The sequence below is a fragment of the Marinomonas gallaica genome (assembly GCF_001639745.1).
GTDB lineage: Bacteria > Pseudomonadota > Gammaproteobacteria > Pseudomonadales > Marinomonadaceae > Marinomonas > Marinomonas gallaica.
Genome location: NZ_LTAX01000086.1, coordinates 1 through 263, shown reverse-complemented (window position 1 = coordinate 263; position 263 = coordinate 1). Strand labels below are relative to the sequence as shown.

The 263-nt window shown below is 43.7% G+C and carries 1 protein-coding gene; it reads left to right on the top strand.

From position 1 onward, the window contains the following. Positions 1–166: 166 nt before the first annotated feature. Positions 167–263 (top strand): DUF4372 domain-containing protein (locus AYW76_RS19030; protein WP_156489115.1); only part of this gene is annotated, 97 nt, incomplete at its 3' end.

The window sequence follows — 263 nt, the reverse complement described above, 5'->3', positions numbered from 1 at the left end:
GTCCTATATGGGCGGTAAAACAGAGATCTAATACTCTACTCAGGATAAATAAAAAACACGCCCAAGGGCATTGCTGTCCCATAGTTTTGGATGGTAAATGAAAAAGCCTGAGATCCACTGGTAAACTGTTGTTACCACACACCAGTTAAACCAAAGGACTCAGGCTTTGTCACATCATAACACCGCTTTTCATCAGTTGCTGCAACCTCTGCCGAGACATGAATTCGAGGCGCTTGCAAAACAACATCACCAGGGGCAAAAAT